14 protein-coding genes are annotated in these 19,244 nt (G+C 67.7%); 5 read left to right on the top strand and 9 right to left on the bottom strand.

What is annotated here, in order from left to right:
- Positions 1-10: 10 nt before the first annotated feature.
- Positions 11-1,024, bottom strand: coding sequence for a heat-inducible transcriptional repressor HrcA (gene hrcA, locus AC5RWU_RS14425; protein WP_494031455.1), 1,014 nt, complete (start codon positions 1,022-1,024; stop codon positions 11-13).
- Positions 1,025-1,168: 144 nt separating this feature from the next.
- On the opposite strand from hrcA, the gene AC5RWU_RS14420 reads away from it, so the two are divergent.
- Complete coding sequence (locus AC5RWU_RS14420; protein ID WP_494031454.1) at positions 1,169-2,011, top strand: DUF3097 family protein; 843 nt, start codon at positions 1,169-1,171, stop codon at positions 2,009-2,011.
- 118 nt (positions 2,012-2,129) lie between these two features.
- A complete protein-coding gene (locus AC5RWU_RS14415; protein ID WP_494031453.1) occupies positions 2,130-2,558 on the top strand; it encodes a DUF4870 domain-containing protein in 429 nt (142 codons plus the stop codon).
- Between the two features lie 6 nt (positions 2,559-2,564).
- On the opposite strand, the gene hemW is transcribed toward AC5RWU_RS14415, so the two are convergent.
- Positions 2,565-3,791: a radical SAM family heme chaperone HemW gene (gene hemW / locus AC5RWU_RS14410; RefSeq protein ID WP_494031452.1), complete on the bottom strand. Its 1,227-nt coding sequence runs from the start codon at positions 3,789-3,791 to the stop codon at positions 2,565-2,567.
- A gap of 28 nt (positions 3,792-3,819) precedes the next feature.
- The gene (gene lepA / locus AC5RWU_RS14405; RefSeq protein ID WP_494031451.1) at positions 3,820-5,673 is read right to left on the bottom strand and encodes a translation elongation factor 4; all 1,854 of its coding nucleotides are present in this window, start codon (positions 5,671-5,673) and stop codon (positions 3,820-3,822) included.
- A gap of 167 nt (positions 5,674-5,840) precedes the next feature.
- Between lepA and AC5RWU_RS14400 the strand changes: the two genes are divergently transcribed.
- Positions 5,841-6,380, top strand: a complete 540-nt coding sequence (locus AC5RWU_RS14400; protein WP_494031450.1) for a type II toxin-antitoxin system PemK/MazF family toxin — start codon at positions 5,841-5,843, stop codon at positions 6,378-6,380.
- 197 nt (positions 6,381-6,577) lie between these two features.
- The gene (gene rpsT / locus AC5RWU_RS14395; protein ID WP_494031449.1) at positions 6,578-6,838 is read left to right on the top strand and encodes a 30S ribosomal protein S20; all 261 of its coding nucleotides are present in this window, start codon (positions 6,578-6,580) and stop codon (positions 6,836-6,838) included.
- 85 nt (positions 6,839-6,923) lie between these two features.
- Here rpsT and holA read toward each other — a convergent pair whose 3' ends face one another.
- The 6 genes from holA to leuS all read right to left on the bottom strand — a co-directional run bounded on the left by holA (position 6,924) and on the right by leuS (position 15,510).
- Positions 6,924-7,955, bottom strand: coding sequence for a DNA polymerase III subunit delta (gene holA / locus AC5RWU_RS14390; protein WP_494031448.1), 1,032 nt, complete (start codon positions 7,953-7,955; stop codon positions 6,924-6,926).
- 48 nt (positions 7,956-8,003) lie between these two features.
- The gene (locus AC5RWU_RS14385) at positions 8,004-8,840 is read right to left on the bottom strand and encodes a ComEC/Rec2 family competence protein (RefSeq protein WP_494031447.1); all 837 of its coding nucleotides are present in this window, start codon (positions 8,838-8,840) and stop codon (positions 8,004-8,006) included.
- Positions 8,841-8,904: 64 nt separating this feature from the next.
- Complete coding sequence (locus AC5RWU_RS14380) at positions 8,905-10,848, bottom strand: ComEC/Rec2 family competence protein (RefSeq protein WP_494031446.1); 1,944 nt, start codon at positions 10,846-10,848, stop codon at positions 8,905-8,907.
- A gap of 1 nt (position 10,849) precedes the next feature.
- Positions 10,850-11,509, bottom strand: a complete 660-nt coding sequence (locus AC5RWU_RS14375; protein ID WP_494031445.1) for a ComEA family DNA-binding protein — start codon at positions 11,507-11,509, stop codon at positions 10,850-10,852.
- A gap of 511 nt (positions 11,510-12,020) precedes the next feature.
- Positions 12,021-12,971, bottom strand: a complete 951-nt coding sequence (locus AC5RWU_RS14370; RefSeq protein ID WP_494037039.1) for a DegV family protein — start codon at positions 12,969-12,971, stop codon at positions 12,021-12,023.
- 25 nt (positions 12,972-12,996) lie between these two features.
- Positions 12,997-15,510 carry a leucine--tRNA ligase gene (leuS, locus tag AC5RWU_RS14365; RefSeq protein ID WP_494031478.1) on the bottom strand — a complete coding sequence of 838 codons (2,514 nt, stop codon included), beginning with the start codon at positions 15,508-15,510 and terminating at the stop codon, positions 12,997-12,999.
- Between the two features lie 204 nt (positions 15,511-15,714).
- On the opposite strand from leuS, the gene AC5RWU_RS14360 reads away from it, so the two are divergent.
- Positions 15,715-19,197, top strand: coding sequence for a bifunctional proline dehydrogenase/L-glutamate gamma-semialdehyde dehydrogenase (locus AC5RWU_RS14360; protein ID WP_494031442.1), 3,483 nt, complete (start codon positions 15,715-15,717; stop codon positions 19,195-19,197).
- Positions 19,198-19,244 lie beyond the last annotated feature (47 nt).

Raw genomic sequence — 19,244 nt, 5'->3', positions numbered from 1 at the left:
GCTTGAAACTTCAGTTCGTCAGAATACGTGACAGATAACGCGCCACTGCCCGTACGGCAGCCATAGTGGAGGGATAGTCCATCCGCGTAGGCCCCAGGATGCCGAGCTTCGCGGAGGAGTCGGGGCCGTAGCCGGTGGCTACCACTGACGCCTCGACCAGTCCGCCGTACCGGTTTTCGTGTCCGATCCGCACGGAGAAACCCCGTGCGTCCTGTTCCATCTCCGAGAGCAGGCGGAGCATGACCACCTGTTCCTCCAGAGCTTCCAGAATGGGACCGATGGACAGCGGGAAGTCCACGGTGGAACGGGCCAGGTTCGCTGTGCCGGCCATGACCATACGGTCTTCACGATTGAGGCCGGCCAACAGTTCCAGCGCATGTGCCAGCGTGGCGGCAGCCGTGCGGTCCTTGGCGGCAACGCCGGTGACGCAGGCGGCCAGGTGCTGCGGCAGGGAAGTCAGCAGTGAATCGGACGCAGCAGCCAGGAACTGCTGCCTCAGGTCCAGCAGCGTCTCCTCGCTGACATCCACCGGCATGGCGATCACCCGCTGCTCCACCTGGCCAGTGGTGGCGATCAGGACCACCAGTACCTGCCGGGGCGCCAGCAGGACGAGTTCAATGTGGCGCACCTTCGCCGTGTCCAGGTGTGGATACTGCACTACGGCCACCTGGTTGGTCAGCTGGGCCAGCAGGCGCACCGTCCGCTCCATCACGTCATCGAGGTCGTCTGCGCCGTCCAGCAGCGTCTGGATGGCGCGCTTTTCGGCGGCCGAGAGGGGCTTGACGTCGGAGATGCGGTCCACGAACAGCCGGTAGCCCTTGTCCGTGGGGATACGTCCCGCGCTGGTGTGCGGTGCCGTGATGAGGCCGTCCTCTTCCAGCGCGGCCATGTCATTGCGGATCGTGGCCGAGGAAACACCCAGATGGTGCCGCTCCACCAGTGCCTTGGAGCCGACGGGCTCGCGGGTATGGACATAGTCTTCGACGATGGCCCGGAGTACTTCCAGGCGGCGGGGTTCGCTCATCGTGGCACCTCCTCGGTTGATTTGCAGCCCGAGTCCTAGCAGATAATGCATTAGCACTCGAAAGGCTTAAGTGCTAAGTCTAATACGTTTCGGGGCGTTGTTAGCATTGAGCTGTTCTCCAGCCGACTACACCGGAAGCGATCCATGACCAACTATCAGTGGGGTCCGCAGAATATTACGGCACCCAAGCGCCAGGCGCTGCCCGAAGTGCCCGCCGACATCGGGCTGGTGCTCGAAGACGTCCAGAGCGGCTGGGTGGGCGCAATCGTCCGGGTGGAGAAGTCCGGCGGCATGCATGTCATGGGGCTGGAGGACCGCCGCGGCAAGGTCAAATCATTCAGGCTGGGGTTCGGCTTCCTGCTGGACGGGGCCCCGGTCAAGGTGGTTCCCGCCGCGGCCGCGCCCAAGCCAGCGGTCCAGCGGACGGCGTCCGGTTCGGTGAAAGTGGCAGGACTGCGCGCCCAGGTTGCCAAGGCCAGCCGGATCTGGGTGGAAGGCAAGCACGACGCCGAACTGGTGGAAAAGGTATGGGGCGATGACCTGCGCGTCGAGGGCATCGTGGTCGAACCGCTGCACGGCATCGACGACCTGAAAGGCGCAGTCCGGGACTTCAGCCCCGGCCCGCAGCGCGGGCTCGGCATCCTGGTCGATCATCTGGTGCCCAATTCCAAGGAATCCCGGATCGCTGCCGAAACCATGGCCATGGCCGGAGCGGCCGGCAATGTCCTGATCGTCGGCCATCCGTACGTGGATGTCTGGCAGGCGATCAAGCCGAAGACCATCGGGCTGGCTTCCTGGCCCGTCGTTGAACGCGGAACGGACTGGAAAACAGGAATTCTGCGGGGCCTCGGCTGGCCGCATGCCGGCCCCGCCGACGTGGCCATGGGCTGGAAACGCCTGCTGTCACAGGTGGGCACCTATGCGGATCTGGAGCCCTCCCTGCTGGGCAGGGTGGAAGAAGTCATCGACTTCCTGACGGTCCCCTGACCGTTGTGCCGGAACAGCGATGTTCCGGAACTGCGATTCCCAGCCAGTACCCTAGTAATACCGACGCTTTGACGGCCCGTGCCAGCTCAAAGGCAATTCAAGGGCAAAAGGAGAAGCCTTGTCCAACACTGCCAGCCACCACCAGCCTCCGCACGACGACCGTGCTGGCTACCAGACTCCGCTGTACGAAGGATCGCCGGCCAACGCCTTGCCGCTGACCGCTTCCGAGGACCGGCAGTGGGCTACTTTGGCCCACTTCGGCGGCATTCTGGGGTGCATCCCCTCACTGGTCATTTTCCTGGTCTTCCGGGAGCGGGGCCCGTTCACTGCCCAGGAGTCCAAGGAAGCGCTGAATTTCACCCTGCCTCCCACGGTGCTGGCGCTGCTGTTCAACCTGCTGGCGCTGCTCCCGCTGGTGGGCGGTGTCTTCGCGGTGCTGGCCGCGCTGACGTGGATCATCCTGACGGTCTGCTCCGTTGTCGCCGGCGTCCAGGTCAACAAAGGCCGGCCGTACCGCTACCCGCTCAACCTGCGCCTCATCCACTGACGCCGGTCAGTCCAGCAGTTTCCGGACCACCGCGTCAGCCAGCAGCCGGCCCTGCAAGGTAAGCCGGAGGGTGCCGTGCAGCGCGGCCGGAGCCTCCACCAGCCCGTCCGCGATCAGGCCCGCCACAGCCATGCGGCCGGCGTCGTTCAGTTCCGCCGTGGGCATTCCCTCGGCAAGGCGCGTGCGGAGCATGACTGCCTCGACATACTGCGTGTCCGCGTCCAGCAGTTCGCGGCCCGCCGCCGGCGACTGGCCTGCCGCCAGCCGGGAGGCATAGGCGGCCGGGTGCTTGACGTTCCACCAGCGGACCCCGCCGACGTGCGAGTGGGCTCCCGGACCGGCGCCCCACCAGTCGTCGCCGCGCCAATAAGCCAGATTGTGTCTGCACCGGTCGGCGGGAGTGCGCGCCCAGTTGCTGACCTCGTACCAGGACAGACCGGCCGCCTGCATCCGGGCGTCGGCCACCAGGTACTTCTCAGCGTGGTCGTCGTCATCCACCGGCGGAACCTCCCCGCGCCGGATCCGGGCAGCCAGTTTGGTACCGTCTTCGATGATCAGCGCGTACGCGGAGATATGGTCCGGTTCGTAGCTGAGCGCCTCCTCGAGCGAACGTTCCCAGTCCGCGGCGCTCTCCCCCGGCGTTCCGTAAATCAGGTCCACGCTCACCTTCAGGCCGGCGTCGCGCGCCCAGCGCACTGCCTGCGGGACCCGGGACGGCGTGTGCGTGCGGTCCAGCACCTTGAGCACATGCGGCACGGCAGACTGCATGCCAAAGGAGACCCGGGTGAAACCGGCATCGGCCAGTTCCTGCAGAGACTGCGGGGTCACCGAATCGGGGTTGGCCTCGGTGGTCACCTCAGCGCCCGGCTCCAGTCCCCAGAGCCCGACGGCGGCACGCAGCACGGCTGCCAGGTCGCCGGAGGGCAGCAGCGTCGGCGTTCCACCGCCGAAGAAAACGGTGCTGATGGGACGGGCCGGTACTCCCGACCGCTCCAGCGCCGCGGCGGCGAATTCCAGTTCCTGCCGCACGGTTCCGGCATATTCGGCCTGGGAGGCGCCGGAACCCAGTTCCTTGGCCGTATAGGTATTGAAATCGCAGTAACCGCAGCGCACGGCGCAGAAGGGAATGTGAACGTAGAGTCCGAATTTGCGGTCCCGGGCCCCGACCGCGGCTCCGCCGGGCAGGATCCCATCCGCGGGAGCCGGATCGCCCAGGGGCAGCACGCTGGGCATCAGCTCACCATCGGCTTCATGGTGCAGGTCACTTCTTGGATTTGTCCTTGCTTTCGTCCGAGGACAGCGCCGCGATGAAGGCCTCCTGGGGCACCTCGACGCGGCCCACCATCTTCATGCGCTTCTTGCCTTCCTTCTGCTTCTCCAGCAGCTTGCGCTTACGCGTGATGTCGCCGCCGTAGCATTTGGCCAGCACGTCCTTGCGGATGGCGCGGATGTTCTCGCGGGCGATGATGCGGGAGCCGATGGCGGCCTGGATGGGCACCTCGAACTGCTGCCTGGGGATCAGCTCGCGCAGCTTGCTGGTCATCATGACGCCGTACGAATATGCCTTCTCCCGGTGGGTAATGGCGCTGAACGCGTCCACCTGTTCGCCCTGGAGCAGGATGTCCACCTTGACCAGGTCCGCCACCTGCTCTCCGTCGGCCTTCCAGTCCAGCGAAGCGTAGCCACGGGTCTTGGACTTGAGCAGGTCGAAGAAGTCGAAGACGATCTCGGCCAGCGGCAGCCAGTAGCGCAGTTCGACGCGGTCCTCGGAAAGGTAATCCATCCCCTTCATCTGGCCGCGACGGGACTGGCACAGCTCCATGATCGCACCGACGAACTCGTTGGGCGCCAGGATGGTGGCCGAAACCATCGGCTCGCGGACCTCGGCGACCTTGCCGTCGGGGTACTCGCTCGGATTGGTCACGGTGATGACCTTCTTGTCCTCCAGCGTGACTTCGTAGACCACGTTGGGAGCCGTGGAAATGAGGTCCAGGTTGAACTCCCGCTCCAGGCGTTCGCGGACGATCTCCAGGTGCAGCAGGCCGAGGAAGCCGACGCGGAAACCGAAGCCCAGGGCGGCGGAGGTCTCCGGTTCGTAGACCAAGGCCGCGTCGTTGAGCTTGAGCTTGTCCAGCGCATCGCGCAGCACCGGGTAGTCAGAACCATCAATCGGATACAGCCCGGAGAAGACCATCGGCTTGGGATCCTGGTAGCCGCCCAGGGATTCCGCCGCCGGCTTGGCCAGGTTGGTCACGGTGTCACCGACCTTGGACTGGCGCACGTCCTTCACACCGGTAATCAGGTAACCCACCTCGCCCACGCCGAGGCCCTTGGTCGGCGTCGGCTCGGGAGCGCTGACGCCGATTTCCAGCAGTTCGTGGCTGGCCTTCGTGGACATCATCTGGATGCGTTCGCGCGGGCTGAGCTTCCCGTCGATCACGCGCACGTATGTGACCACGCCCCGGTAGCTGTCGTAGACCGAGTCGAAGATCATGGCGCGAGCAGGGGCCTGCGGATCGCCGACCGGGGCAGGCAGATCGCGCACGATCTTGTCCAGCAGGCCTTCCACGCCGACCCCGGTTTTGCCGGAGACCAGGAGCACGTCCTCCGGATCGCCGCCGATGAGGTTGGCCAGCTCCGCCGCATACTTCTCCGGCTGCGCGGCCGGCAGGTCGATCTTGTTCAGGACCGGAATGATGGTCAGGTCGTTTTCCATGGCCAGGTACAGGTTCGCCAGCGTCTGGGCCTCGATGCCCTGCGCGGCGTCCACCAGCAGGACGGCTCCTTCGCACGCGGCCAGGGACCGGGAGACCTCGTAGGTGAAGTCCACGTGCCCGGGGGTATCGATCATGTTCAGCGCGTAGCTGACTCCGTCCACTTCCCACGGCATGCGCACGGCCTGGGACTTGATGGTAATGCCGCGCTCACGCTCGATATCCATCCGGTCCAAATACTGGGCGCGCATGTCCCGCTGCTCCACCACACCGGTCAGCTGAAGCATGCGGTCCGCCAAGGTGGATTTCCCGTGGTCGATATGCGCGATGATGCAGAAGTTCCTGATGATCGCCGGATCGGTGGCGGCAGGCACCGGTGCGGTGCGGGCCATGGGTGACACTCGGGTTCCTAACTGTCAAAAATCTGTCTGGTGGTCTGCCAAGAGGTTAACCAAGAGGCTGGCTGCGAGGTTAGCCGTGGACATCCAGATGGAGCGCGGAAAACCGCTAAGTTAACAGTCTCCCACGTTCAGCGCCGGCATTGGACATTTGCCGGTACGGTTGGGGCATGCCTTTTGACGCACGCTCCCTGGGACGCGCCCTGGCAACTGCGGCGCGGGTGGTCAGGGGCGTCCGGCGCCGGCGAACGCCCCGGCCGGAAACGCGCCGCGGTTCATTCCCGGAGGCAGGGCTTTCCGCTCCGTACAGCGGCGACTACCGCGGCCGCCTGAACACCGCCTACTCCCCCGATCCCGATGGCCGGCCCGACCCCGGCGAAGTCGTCTGGACCTGGGTGCCCTATGAAGAGGACCACAGCCGGGGCAAGGACCGCCCCGTACTGCTGATCGGCCATGCCGGCGACCGGCTGCTGGGGCTGATGCTCACCAGCAAGGACCGCAACGCTACCGGTGCCGACGGTCCCCGGCGCGATGACGACTACGTGGACATCGGCTCCGGCTCCTGGGATCCCAGGGGCCGTGCCAGCGACGTCAAGCTCGACCGGATTATCCAGATCGACCCCCGGGACCTGCGCCGCGAAGGTGCGGTGCTGGACAAAAGCCGGTTCGACGCCGTCGCACGCGCCCTGCAGGAGCGCCGGAGCGGATAGTGCGGCTAAAGAAGCAGCGACGCGCGGAGGGCGCGGCATTCAGATCCGGGCAGTACCTCTGGTAACATAATTTGCTGTGTGTCCGCGCAGGTCGACGGGCACTGAAAGTCCGGTCGCCACGGTATCCCCACGCCGCTCAGTCGATGGCCGGCTTGAATGCCCTCACTGACCAGTCCGCAAAACAAGAAAGTTTATAAGTGGCCAATATTAAGTCCCAGAAGAAGCGCATTCTCACCAATGAGAAGGCCCGCCAGCGCAACAACTCGGTCAAGTCCGAACTGAAGACCGCCATCCGCGCGGTCAACACCGCTGTCGGCTCCGCTGACAAGGACGCCGCCGGTACCGCGCTTGCCCATGCCAGCCGCAAGCTGGACAAGGCCGTTAGCAAGGGTGTTATCCACAAGAACAACGCCGCTAACCGCAAGTCCGCGATTTCCAAGAAGGTCAACGCCCTCTAAGGCGTCTTCACGACTCACCAGAGTTTCGGCTGTGGCCGGCACCTCCCTGCGGAGGTGCCGGCCACAGCGGTTTAAGCCTGGGGTTTCAGCCCCCGCTGCGGGCGGAGAGGGCAACGGTCGTCACGGCCCGTTCCACTGCATAGACCGGGTCCTTGGCCTCGCCCTTGACCTGGGCATCGGCTTCCGCGAGTACCTTGATGGCCGTGACCAGGGCGTCCGAGGTCCAGCCGCGCGCATCCCGCCGGGCCTGGTCGATCTGCCAGGGCGCCATCCCCAGTTCCTTGGCCAGGTCAGCCCCGCGCTTGGAACTTCCGGCGACCCGGGCCACGGTCCTGACCTTCATGGCCAAAGCCGCCACCAGGGGGACCGGGTCCACTCCCGTGGAGAGTGCGTGCCGCAGGGTTGAAAGTGCCACAGCACCCTTTCCGGCCAGCGCTGCATCGGCGACCTTGAACGCCGTCGCTTCCACGCGTCCGCCGTAGTAGCGCTCCACCACGTCCGGCGTCACATCGCCGGTGGTGTCCTGGATCAGCTGCGTACAGGCCGCCGCGAGGTCGGCCAACTGTGAGCCCACTGCGGCCACGAGAGCCCTGGCCGCTGCCGCATCCAGCCGGCGCTGGGCAGACCTGAATTCCCGGTTGACGAAGTCAAGCTTGTCGCTGTCCTTCTTGAGCGGCTGGCATTCGATCACCGGGGCGCCGGAGGCCTTGACGGCGTCGAGCAGTTTCTTGCCGCGGTTTCCGCCGCCGTGGTGCATCACCAGGACAACATCCTCTGCTGCCTGGCCCAGGTAGGCGAGGGCATCGGCCAGGAAATCGTCGGTCATCTGCGCCAGGGCGGAGACCTCGATCAGCTTGGCTTCTCCGAACAGCGAGGGGCTGGCGAGCATGGTCAGCTCGCCGGCGGTGTACGTGGAGGCATCAAGGCGGGTCAGTTCGGCATCCGGCTGGCTTTCCCGGACCTGGCGGCGGATGCGGTCCATCGCCCGGGCAGCCAGGTATTCCTCCGGTCCGGTGACCAGTACGACGCCGGCCGGTGCCGCCTCCCGCCAATCCACCAGGTGCGCGGCGCTTTTCGCGCCGGAGGTTCGTTTGCCGGTTGCTGCTGGCGGGTTCACAGTGCTGGGTCTCCTGGAAGTACGGATGCCGGCCGATGGGCGGCCGGCTCACTGATCAACATTGCCACGATCGGTGGTGATCACCAAGCTGCCGTCCGCGGCGTCGACGGTGACCTGACCGTTGCTGTCCGTGCGGACCACAGCGGTGCCGGTGCCGGACAACACCTCAAGGGTTTCGGCGTGCGGATGCCCGTAGTCATTGCCGCGGCCCGCAGAGATCAGGGCGAGCCGCGGGCGCAGTTCGCGGATGATCTGCGCTCCGCCGTTCCGGGCGCCATGGTGGGCCACCTTCAGGATGGCAATGCGTCCCGGGGACAGTTCCGGATGGCGGCGCAGCAACTGCGCCGCTGCTTCCTGCTCCAGGTCCCCGGTGAACAGTGCCGTGAATGCGGTTCCGGCATCCTGGCCCAGCGTGGCTTCAAGCACTGCGCTTGAATCGTTCTCGCTGTGCGCGCCGGATCCACCCTCCGGCCACAGGAACCGCCATTGCACCGGTCCGGTCCTGCCAGCCAATCCGGCGGCGGCCCGTTCCGCGCTGATCCCGTTGGCCCGGGCTGTGCCGGCGATTTCCGCTGGCAGGGTCTCACGGGCACTGGAATAGAGGATTCGGCCGATGCTCCTGCCTTCCGCGATACCGGCCACGCCGCCGGTATGGTCCTGGTGCAGGTGCGTCAGGAGAAGGAGGTCGACGCGGGCGATCCCCAACCGGTCCAGGCAGGTATCGGCGGCTCCCGGATCCGGTCCGGTGTCGATCACGACCCCGGCCTGCTCCCCGCTGCGGATCACGAAAGCATCGCCCTGGCCCACATCGCAGGCAGCAATATCCCAATCAGCCGGTCCTGGCCCCGGGGCGGCGCCGGCCTGCCCGGCCAGCGCCGCAGTCATACCGGCCAGCAGGCCTCCTGCTGCCAGGAGAACCCAGCCTGGAATAGGGGCAAGAGGTCTCAACTCAACGCCGGCTCCCGTTGATTTTTTCGATCCCGCCGGTGCGTTCGATCCCGTTGGTGCTTTCGATGCCGTGGAAGGCTTCAGCCCGTTCGACGGTTCCGGCACGCTGGCCGGTCCGGATGCCGGCGGACGTTGCAGCGCAGTTCGCAGGAGTCCGGGAAAGCGTGGTCCCCACCGTGCCAGGACCCACAGGCCAACGATCGCAGCAGCACCGAAGGCCGCCATCATTGCCATGCCCGCGGCCTTCCGGCCAGGGCAGGACGGCCCCGGGCAGCCCATCGAAGAAACGGGCGACAGCGGCCACCCACTGGGCTCCTGCTCCTGCGACCATGATGGCAGCCGGTGCCGCTGCGGGTAGGACGACCAGTGCCGCAACGCCGGCCATCCCGACGATCGTCACGATCGGCACCACCGGAGCGGCTGCAACGTTCGCCGGAACGGAGTAGGTGACCATGGCGGGTTGGAGGAGGATCAGGACAGGGGCGCAGAAGGCCTGCGCCGCGATGGGCATGGCAAGTGCTGCGGCAGCAGCAGGATGAAGCCACAATCCGAGCCACCGTGCGCACGCGTTTCCCAGGACAACCAGCCCGGAGGTCGCCAGGACCGAGAGCACGAAGGCGAAACTGCCGCTGAGCCAGGGGTCGACGGCCAGCAGAATCACCACAGCCGCTCCCAGCAGGGCGAAGGACGTTCTCCCCCGGCCGGTCAGCACGGCAAGGACACCGATGGCTCCCATCACCGCGGCACGAAGCACGCTCGGATCGGGCCGGACGAGCAGGACGAATCCGGCCAGAGCGGCAACGGCCGCTGCAGCCGCCGGAAAACGTGGGCACCGCAATGAGCGCGCCAGCAGGAACACGAATCCCAGGACATAGGCGCAATTGGCTCCACTGACCGCGGTGAGGTGCGTCAGGCCTGTGTTCTGCATGGCCGTCTCAAGATCGGCCGGAAGCTGGCTCCTGTCGCCCAGCACCATCCCCGGCAACAGGCCCCGGACGTCGGCATTGGCTCCGGGGATCGATTCGCCGAAGCTCTGGCGCAGGTCTCCGGTCAGCCGGTACCAGCCGCCGGCAGGTTCGGTCTTCGGATCGGTTGCGGCGAAGAAGAGTGCTACGGCTTTGTCTCCTGCCTCGGTGGGTGTCAGGGACCCGGCCGCGCTGAGCGCGTCCCCCAGCCTCACCGCTTCCCAGCCGGAGCCGCCGATAACCAGCACAGTTCCCGTGGCCGTGAAGCGTTCGCCGCCGTAGGTTCCGGTCCTGATATTGGCTTCGACCAGATAGTTCTGCTCTCCGGAAAAGCGGTCCGGCTGCTCGCTTTTCCGAGCATCGGTCACCGCGATCAGTTCCGCGGTAATCGTGCCCTCGCGGGCGACGACGTCGGTGAATGGTCCGTTGCTCCGCGCGGCCAGGGACAATGCGGCCGAACAGGTGACCAAGGCAGCTGCTGCCACCGGGATCAGCAGGAATCCGGCGCAGCCCGGAATCCATGATCGGCTGCCTAGGCCGGACGGCCCTTTCCCCTGGCTACGCCGGCGCGAACGCAGGCTCCTGGCGCCCGACCAGCCGTCCTGGCCATTGACCGCTTGCCGTCCTGGATTCCGCGAGGCGATGGCGAGCAGGGCGGCGGCGGCGGCCGCCAGCACACCGGCGAAGAGAAACGCCTGGGCCGGAGCGAGCCTGACTGCGGCCGCGGCTCCAAGCCAGGCGGCCAGAGCCGCGGGCACGAGGCGGAGATCACGAAGGGCGCGGCTGGGGGCAGGCGGCAGTTCATCCCGCCCTGGAGTGCGTCGGGCTGCGCGCTGCTGCCGCCAGGGGAGCCTGGTCCGGGGATGGTCATGGCCTTCCGGCGGATACTGCTGCCCGGGACCGCTGCCTTCCTCGGCGTGAGCCTCAGCCCCTGCGCCAACCGCGGCGTCCACATAGCGCCGCCACCGGGTCCGGTCCATGTCAGACCGTCACGAGGTCCATCAGGGCCTCCATCATGGCCGGTCCAATGCCGGGGACGGCATCAAGATCCTGCACGGTGCCGAAATTCCCGTGGTCCTGGCGCCACTGCACGATGCGTTCGGCCAGTACCGGTCCGACGCGCGGAAGCTCATCCAGTTCCTCAACGGTGGCGGTGTTCAGGTTGATTTTCGTGCCGGAACTTCCGGAACCTGGCTGCGCCGGACCGTCCTGGCCAGCACCGGTTTGGCCGGCACCGGTTTGGCCAGCACCGGTTTGGCCGGCACCGGCACCCCCGGAGCCTGCAGCTGCGGCCGGGGGCATTTCTCCGACAGCGGGAATATGCAACTGCTGCCCGTCAAGCGCTGCAGCCGCAAGGTTGATCGCAGCAAGGTCGGCCGCCGGAATCTGCCCACCGGCGAGGGCAATCACTTCGTAGACCCGGCTCCCCGGCTCGGCCAGCACGATTCCCGGGCGGGCAACGGCCCCGGTGACATGCACAACCAGGTCGGCCTGGCCTTCCTGTGACTCCGAATCGTCCGGTTCCGCCGTGTCTGGCTCGGCAGCGCCGGCCTCGGACTCTGCTTCGGTTGCCTCCGCCTGGGACCGCTCCCCGCTTCCTGCACCGTCCAGGGGAACAGCATCCACACCCGCAACGTCCACGGTGGAAACCTGCGCAGGGCTCCAGTCATGGTTCAGCAGGATGACGGCGGCTCAGCCCAGCAGGACCGCGCCGCAGACCACCGCGGCTCCCCGCGCAACCCGCCAGCGCCGAGGCGGACCGGCCTGTTCCGGGACCGCCACCGAGGCGTCATCGTCCGGCCAGGAAGCATTCCCGACCGGACCGAGTTGGTCGGCCGTCTGGTCTCCGGCTCGAGCGGGAGGATCAGTTCCGTCATCGCTCTGGCTCCAGTTGTCCGCCGCGCTCCAGCCCGCACCATCAGGGTCGGCAGCCGGACCGCCGTCCGGATCCAGCAGGCTGCGAAGCCGGCGCCCGGACGGCGCCGGCCGCCTTGTCCCGGTTGCCCATCTGTGCCGTGCCATGCCTCAACGCTAGGCGGGGACGGACAGCCGGTCAGGCCGCCGGTACCGGATGTGCACAGGCGGCGGCCTGCCCTCCGCTGTGGAGGAGCAGTCGCCGGTAGGGCTGAACCGGTCGGGCAGCCCGGACCTGTCAGGCCGGACCGGCATCGACAATGGCGACGGCCAGGACGCCAAGGCCGGTGTGGGCCGCGAGGACCGCCGGCAGTGGGCTGATCACGATCTCGGCGTCAGGGTGCCGCGCGATCAGGCTCGCGGCCAGTGTGTCCGCCTGCCCCGGATTGCCGAAGCAGTGCACGGCCAGGCGGACGGTTCCCGTCCGCGCCGCGATGTCCAGATCCGTGAGTTCCTCCAGGCGTGCGATGGCCTTGGCGGACGAACGGACCTTTTCGAGCGGCACGATGGCGCCTGCCCGGACGGCCAGCAGGGGCTTGACGGCCAGCAGCGTGCCGACGATGCTGGCCGCGGTTCCGATCCGGCCGCCGCGGCGAAGCTGCTCCAGGGTGGGAACGAAGAAGTACAGGGAGGAGTCGCGCATGACCGCTTCCGCCTTGGCCGCGGTTACGGCCGCGTCCGCGCCGCCTAGGGACGCCAGTGCGGCGGCCACGACGCCGAAGCCCTGTGCCATCGCGCCGGTCCGGCTGTCCAGCACCGTCACGGGAATGTCCACCTTTGCGGCGGCGAGCCGGGCGGCGTCGACGGTACCGGACAGTTCCGCGGACAGGTGGATGGAAACGACGGCGGTGAATCCGGCGGCGGCCAGCTCGCGGTACGCCGCCTCGAACAGTCCCGGGGACGGCCGGGACGTCCGGACCGGCTTGCCCTCCGCCAGCGCGATAGCCAGCAACGACCCCAGATCATCCATGCCCTCGCCGAAGATCTGCTCGGCCACCATGACCGGCATCGGGACGATCCGGACCAGATCCGCGACACCGGCCTGCTCCGTCCATCCGGCGGGCAGTGCGGCCGCGGAGTCCGTGACCACGGCAACCTGCGGGCGCCGTACGGCCTCCTTGTCCGCGGCCCGGAGCCTGGCACGCGCGCTCAGGGCGCGCTGTGCCAGCTTGTCCAGCCAGTCCTTCACGGACGGCCCCGTTCCGGGCATCGGGTCAGGCGGGGACGACGTTGACCAGCTTGGGCGCCCGCACGATCACCGTGCGGATGCCGCGCCCATCCAGCGTCCGCGCCACCTGCACGGACCCCAGTGCCAGCTCGCGCAGCGCGTCCTCGGTGATATCCGCCGGAACCTGCAGGCGGTCACGCACCTTGCCCTGGACCTGGACGACGGCGGTGACGGTCTCCTCGACCAGCAGCGATTCATCGACGGCGGGCCAGCCGGCGTTGGCAACGGAGGCCGGCCGCCCCAGCGCGTTCCAGAGATCTTCAGCGGTGTAGGGAGCAAAGAGGCTTAGGATGATAGCCACTGTCTCCGCTGCTTCACGGACCGCCGGATCCGCCCCGCCCGCGCCGCTGTCGATAGCCTTGCGGGCGGCATTGACCAGTTCCATGAGCTTGGCGATGACGACGTTGAACTTATTACCGTCCAGCAGCTCGGCTGCGTCGGCGATCGTCCGGTGCGTCACCGAGCGCAGGGCCCTGTCACCGCCGGCAGGATCGGTCCCGGGCTCGCTGGTGACGTCCTGGCCCAGGCGCCAGGCGCGGGCCAGGAACTTCGCCGAACCCGCAGGGGAAACATCGGCCCAGTCCACATCGTCTTCGGGCGGGGAGGCAAAGATCATGGTCAGGCGCACCGCATCGACGCCGAACTTGTCCAGCTGCTCGCCCAGATCGACGCCGTTGCCCAGGGACTTGCTCATGGCCTTGCCGCCGTTGAGCACCTGGCCCTGGTTCAGCAGCGCCTTGAACGGCTCGTCGAAATCCACCAGCCCAAGGTCCTTCAGGACCTTGGTGAAGAAGCGGCTGTAAAGCAGGTGCAGGATGGCATGCTCCACGCCCCCGACGTACTGACCGACCGGCAGCCAGCGCTTGACCGCTTCCAGCTCGAACGGGCCGTCCGTGTACTGGGGGGAGGCGAACCGAATGTAGTACCAGGACGAATCGACGAAGGTGTCCATGGTGTCGGTGTCCCGCTTCGCGGCGCCGCCGCACCGGGGGCAGTCCACATTGACCCAGTCGGCTGCGGCCGCCAGCGGAGAGGTCCCCTTCGGCGCCAGGGCCTCGCCGCGCAGGCCGGAGGGCAGCGTCACCGGAAGCTGGTCGTCCGGCACCGGGACTTCCCCGCAGTCCGGGCAATGGATGATCGGGATCGGGCAGCCCCAGAAGCGCTGCCGGCTCAGCAGCCAGTCGCGCAGGCGGAAGTTGACGGTCTTCTCGCCGGTGCCGGCCGCCTCGATGATTTCAATCGCCTTGGCGATGCCTTCGGTCTTGGACAGGCCGTTGAGCTCACCCGAATTGATCAGGGTACCTTCACCGGCGGTGGCCACGCCCGTGGCCGCAGGGTCCTCTGCCCCGGTATCCAGCACAGTACGGACCGGCAGGCCGAAGGTCTTGGCAAAGTCCAGGTCACGCTGGTCGTGCGCGGGAACGGCCATGATGGCACCGGTGCCGTACTCGGCCAGGACATAATCCGCTGCCCAGACCGGCAATTTCTCCCCGTTCAGGGGGTTGATGGCATAGCGGCCCAGGAACACGCCTGTCTTCTCGCGTTCGGTGGACTGGCGCTCGATCTCCGAGAGCGCCTTGACCTGCTCGCGGTAGGCTTCCAGGGCTTCCCGGTGCTCTTCGGTCACCAGTTCGACGGCGAGATCCGCGTCGGCGGCGACGACGAAGAACGTGGCCCCGTACAGCGTGTCCGGGCGGGTGGTGAAGACAGTGACTTCGTGGGCGGCAGCAGCGCCGTCGGGCTCGATGACGAAGTTGACGTGGGCGCCCTCGGAACGGCCGATCCAGTTGCGCTGCATCGCCAGCACGCGCTCGGGCCAGTGCCCCTTCAGCGCCTCCATGTCGTCCAGCAGCCGGTCCGCGTAGTCGGTGATCCTGAAGTACCACTGGTTCAGGGACTTCTTCGTAACCGGGGTGCCGCAGCGTTCGCAGGCGCCGCTGATGACCTGCTCATTGGCCAGCACCGTCTGGTCCTTCGGACACCAGTTGACCGGGTGGTCCTTGCGGTACGCCAGGTTCTTCTCGTAGAACCGCAGGAACAGCCACTGGGTCCACTTGTAGTATTCGGGATCCGAGGTGTGCAGCCGGCGGGACCAGTCCGCACTGATCGCATACCGCCTGAACGAGGCCGCCTGCGTCGCGATATTGGCGTAGGTCCACTCGCTCGGGTGGGCGTTGCGCTTGATGGCTGCATTCTCTGCCGGCAGGCCGAACGAGTCCCAGCCGATCGGGTGCAGGACGTCAAAGCCCTGCTGCCGCCAGTAGCGGGCGACGACGTCGCCCATGGCGAAGGCCTCGGCATGGCCCATGTGGAGATCACCGGAGGGGTACGGGAACATGTCCAACACGTAGCGGCGTTCCCTGGAACCGTCGTCGAGGGGCTTGAAGACTTCGAGCTCATCCCACACGGCAGGCCACTTCGCCTCCATGGCCGCAAAGCTGTAGGCCGTTTCCTCCGACTGCTCCGGTGACTGTCCGGTCTCTGACTGCGTGCTCACTATTGCTTCGCCTTCGTCCTCAAAGTTCGACTTACGCCCGCTGGCTCCCCTAGACACACAAAAGCCCCTCATACCAAGGAGGGGCGGCCGCACTTCGTCCGAGTGCGGCTAGCTAAGGAGCAAAGAAGCGGCGTGCATGCACATACTTTAGCGCAGGTTGAAGACAATACTCTTCTTGGTAACCTGCGTCACTACTACCGTAGAAGGATGGGCACTTCCTTCGATTCCACCGCGCCTCTTCCCGCGGAGCTGGCCGACGACACGATCGACCTCGTGCGGCGCTGGCTGAACGCGGCACGCCGGAGGGAGAAGGCCCCGGGATCCGCAGCCCTGCTGGCCGGGGTGCTGAAGGATCCGGACGGGCTCGAATTCACCATCGGCTTTATCGACCGCGTGATCCGCCCGGAGGACGTGCGGACCGCTGCCCGCAGCCTGTCCGGAATCTCCCGCCGGATACCGGCGTTCCTGCCCTGGCACCTGCGGGCCGCCGTCCGGCTCGGCGGCGCCGCGGCGCCGGCCCTTCCCCGGGCCGTGGTGCCGGCGGCACGGCGGATGCTGCGGGCGATGGTTGCCCATTTGGTCGTCGATGCCAGGCCGGAACAGCTGGGCCGTGCCATTGAGCGGCTGCGCAGCGGGGGCGCCCGGCTGAACCTCAACCTGCTGGGCGAAGCCGTGCTGGGCGACGCCGAAGCCGACAACCGCCTGGCCGGCACCCGGGACCTGCTGGCGCGTGCCGACGTCGACTATGTCTCCATCAAGATCTCCTCGGTGGTCAACCGGCTCAATCTCTGGGCTTTCGACGCGACGGTGCGGAAGGTCGCAGACCGGCTGCTGCCCCTGTACCGCCTCGCTGCCGCCTCGTCGGCGCCGAAGTTCATCAACCTGGACATGGAGGAATACCACGACCTCGGCCTGACCGTCGCCGTCTTCAAGGAGCTGCTCGACCGGCCGGAACTGCTGGGGCTTGAGGCCGGCATTGTGCTGCAGGCGTACCTGCCCGATGCTCTGGCGGTCCTGCAGGACCTGACGGCCTGGGCCCAGGACCGGAAGGCGCGGGGCGGCGCCGGCATCAAGGTCCGGCTGGTCAAGGGCGCCAACCTGCCGATGGAACGGGTGGACGCGCGGAGGCACGGCTGGGCGGCTGCGACGTACGGCACGAAACGGGAAACCGACACCAACTACAAGCGGATGCTGGACTGGGCCCTCCGGCCAGAGCACACGGAGGTGGTGCGCCTGGGCGTGGCCGGGCACAATCTGTTCGACATCGCCTTCGCCCGCACGCTCTCGCTGCACCGCGGCGTGGCGGACCGGGTCGAGTACGAAATGCTGCTGGGCATGGCGCCGGAGCAGTCCCGCGCAGTGCTCCGGGAGACCGGCTCGCTGCTGCTCTACACTCCTGTGGTCCGGCCGGAGCAGTTCGACGTGGCCATCAGCTACCTGGTCCGGCGGCTCGAGGAAAACGCCAGCCGGGAGAACTTCATGTCCGCGGTCTTCGACCTGGACAATCCGGAGACTTTCGACCGCGAGAAGAACCGTTTCCTGGCCTCGCTGGCGGCAGTTGACCGGCAGGTTCCGGAGCCGAACCGCTCGCAGCGGCCGGACCGGGCCCCGGAGGCCGGTCCGGGACGGTTTGCCAATGCCGTGGATTCGGACCCGGCCCTGCCGGACATCCGCCGCTGGGGAGCCGAGGTGCTGGCCCGGGTGCCGGAATCTGAGCTGGGACTGGCTGCAGTGGCGGCAGCGAAACTGGACAGCGCCGCGCAGGTCGATGCCGCCGTCGAAGGTGCCCTGGCCGCCCAGCCGGCCTGGGCCGCCCTCGGCGGGGCCGGGCGTGCCGAGGTGCTGCGCCGGGCCGCCGTCGAATTGTCGCGGCGCCGCGGAGACCTCATTGAAGTGGCCGCCGCGGAGACCGGCAAGACCATCGCAGAAGGTGATCCCGAGGTCAGCGAAGCGGTCGACTTCGCCAACTGGTACGCGCTGCTGGCCGAAGAGCTCGACGCCGTCCGCGGCGCGCGCTTCATCCCGCCGCGGCTGACCGTGGTGACCCCGCCCTGGAACTTCCCGGTCGCGATCCCGGCCGGCTGCACCCTCGGCGCCCTGGCCGCGGGCAGCGCCGTCGTCATCAAGCCGGCCCACCAAGCCCGGCGGACGGCCGCGGTTCTGGTGGAGGCCCTGTGGGCCGCCGGTATACCGCGGGAGCTGCTGGTGCTGGCCACCATCGATGAAGGACCGGTGGGCCGGCACCTTGTCTCCCATCCGGCAGTGGAGCGGCTTATCCTGACCGGGTCCTACGACACGGCAGGGCTGTTCCGGTCCTGGCGTGCGGAGCTGCCGCTGCTGGCCGAGACCAGCGGCAAGAACGCCATCGTGGTCACGCCCAGCGCTGACCTGGACCTGGCTGCGGCCGACGTCGTTAAGTCCGCCTTCGGCCACGCCGGGCAGAAGTGTTCGGCGGCGAGCCTGGTCATCCTGGTGGGCTCGGCCGCACGCTCCCGGCGGTTCCGCAACCAGCTGGTCGATGCGGCGGCCTCACTGGCGGTGGGCTGGCCGGCGGACCCGGCCACGGAAATGGGGCCGCTGATCGAGCCGGCCGGCGGGAAGCTGGCGGGCGGGCTGACGGAACTGGACCCCGGCGAATGGTGGGTCCTGCAGCCCCGGTGCCTCGACGGGGACGGCAGGCTGTGGTCGCCGGGGATCAAGGCGGGCGTGCAGCCGGGCAGCCGAACACACCAGGTCGAGTTCTTCGGCCCGGTCCTCGGGGTCATGACCGCGGATACGCTTGAGGAGGCGGTGGCGCTGCAGAACGGCACACCGTTCGGCCTGACCGCGGGGCTGCACACGTTGGATCCAGCGGAGCTGGCTTGCTGGCTGGACCGGGTCCAGGCCGGGAACCTGTACGTGAACCGCGGGATCACCGGGGCGATCGTCCGGCGCCAGCCGTTCGGCGGCTGGAAGCGGTCCGCAGTGGGGCCGGGCGGCAAGGCCGGCGGGCCCAACTACCTCATGCAGCTGGGCTCGTGGGAGCCGGCGCCGCTGGTGCACGACGGCGGTCCGGTTGCCATCACCCCGCCGGTCCGGGAGCTGCTCGAAGCCGCGGAACTCCACGATATGGACCGCAGCCGGCTGTGCCGGGCCGCCGCGGACGACCAGCATCACTTCGATACGGTCTTCGGCGCCGTTCGCGACGAGTCCCGGCTGGAGATCGAACGGAACGTCTTCCGCTACGTCCCCACTCCTGTCACCATCCGGATCAATAGGGCCGGATCCCTGGCGGACGGTCTGCGCGTGATTGCCGCCGGGCTGAGAGCCGGTGCGCCGCTGGCGGTAACCGTAGCCCGGCCGCTCTCCCCTGCCGTGACCGCGGTGCTGTCCGCCAACGGCGCCAGCCACCGCATCGAGGACGACGGCGCATGGCTGGCCCGGGCTGCGAGCGCGGTGGATCCCGAGGGCTGCCTGGCGCGCGGCTCCGGGCTGGGTCGGGTCCGCCTGGTCGGCGGCGGCAATGGGGAACTGGCGCGGGTGACCAGGGGCTGTCTTGACATCGCGGTCTATGCCTGGCCGGTGACGGATTCGGGGCGGGTGGAAATGCTGCCGTTCTTCCTGGAGCAGTCGGTCAGCATTACCGCCCACCGCTTCGGCGCCCCGGACAGCATCGCCGGCACTGTGCTGCGGCAGGTGCGGAAACCATAGGCCCAAGCCATAAGTGCCGAAACCTCAGTTGTTGCTGGTTTCTGCCC

This window comes from Arthrobacter sp. B0427-1-12, assembly GCF_059092905.1.
This window is presented reverse-complemented; position numbering and strand designations above follow the sequence as displayed.

Excerpts from the sequence above, each read along its gene's own strand:
- hrcA (WP_494031455.1), bottom strand. The coding sequence starts at position 1,024 with ATGAGCGAACCCCGCCGCCTGGAAGTACTCCGGGCCATCGTCGAAGAC.
- AC5RWU_RS14385 (WP_494031447.1), bottom strand. The coding sequence starts at position 8,840 with ATGACTGCGGCGCTGGCCGGGCAGGCCGGCGCCGCCCCGGGGCCAGGA.
- AC5RWU_RS14400 (WP_494031450.1), top strand. The coding sequence starts at position 5,841 with ATGCCTTTTGACGCACGCTCCCTGGGACGCGCCCTGGCAACTGCGGCG.
- AC5RWU_RS14360 (WP_494031442.1), top strand. The coding sequence starts at position 15,715 with ATGGGCACTTCCTTCGATTCCACCGCGCCTCTTCCCGCGGAGCTGGCC.
- hemW (WP_494031452.1), bottom strand. The coding sequence starts at position 3,791 with ATGCCCAGCGTGCTGCCCCTGGGCGATCCGGCTCCCGCGGATGGGATC.
- AC5RWU_RS14420 (WP_494031454.1), top strand. The coding sequence starts at position 1,169 with ATGACCAACTATCAGTGGGGTCCGCAGAATATTACGGCACCCAAGCGC.
- AC5RWU_RS14380 (WP_494031446.1), bottom strand. The coding sequence starts at position 10,848 with ATGGACCGGACCCGGTGGCGGCGCTATGTGGACGCCGCGGTTGGCGCA.